Source organism: Flavobacterium sp. GNP008 (assembly GCF_056428965.1).
Genome location: NZ_JBWJVL010000006.1, coordinates 1 through 829 on the forward strand (window position 1 = coordinate 1; position 829 = coordinate 829).

1 protein-coding gene and 1 rRNA gene are annotated in these 829 nt (G+C 32.6%); both read right to left on the reverse strand.

Going from position 1 to position 829, the window contains the following annotated elements:
* On the reverse strand, positions 1 to 372 hold a 372-nt coding region (locus tag AC0608_RS13650), incomplete at its 3' end, for an alkaline phosphatase family protein (protein WP_478289450.1).
* A gap of 256 nt (positions 373 to 628) precedes the next feature.
* Positions 629 to 738, reverse strand: a 5S ribosomal RNA gene (gene rrf / locus AC0608_RS13655).
* Positions 739 to 829 lie beyond the last annotated feature (91 nt).

Consider the following 829-nt stretch of genomic DNA (forward strand, 5'->3'; position numbering starts at 1 on the left):
TTGGTTTAATAAAGCTACAGGAAAAGATATGTATTGTACGGATGATGCATCTGTACAATACATATCTTTTCCTGTAGCTTTATTAAACCAATCATTACCAACAATGCCGTGTGTAGAAGGCGTTGTTCCAGTATAAATACTAGCATGCCCTGGAGCTGTATAAGTTGGCATATAATTGTAGTGCATGTTATGAAAGGTATAACCATTATTCATCAACTTTTTGAATCCATCAGAAGAAAAATCATCAGAAAAACGATATAAATATTCCATTTTCATTTGATCTACTACTATCCCAACAACTAATTTTGGGCGTTGCTGAGCTTGAAAGCTAAAAGAAATAATTAGTGCCAAAAATAAAATAATTTTTTTCATGCTGTATTTTTAAATTTATAACAAAAGTACAACATAAACTCTAAGCAAACTCCCAACTTATTTGTCCGGATAATAAATTAATCTATTCTTAACGTGATCAAGAAATATTAATTAAAGGAAGTTTTGGACCTTAGCTTTTTACCATTTATAAAAGCAGATTAGTTTGATTTAAACAATCCTCAGTAGTACTAATTGATATTATTTAAAAAGAGGGCAAAAAAAAACCTATTCAAATAAATGAATAGGTTTCTTTAAAGAAAGGCGACGACATACTCTCCCACATAACTGCAGTACCATCTGCGCAGGCGGGCTTAACTACTCTGTTCGGGATGGGAAGAGGTGAGCCCCGCCGCAATAACCACCTTAAGAGGTTATAATTGCTTTGGGCAATTACTGTAATGTTGTTTATACTGCTATAAACACCAATCACATAATATCTTAACATACTGAGATAAAG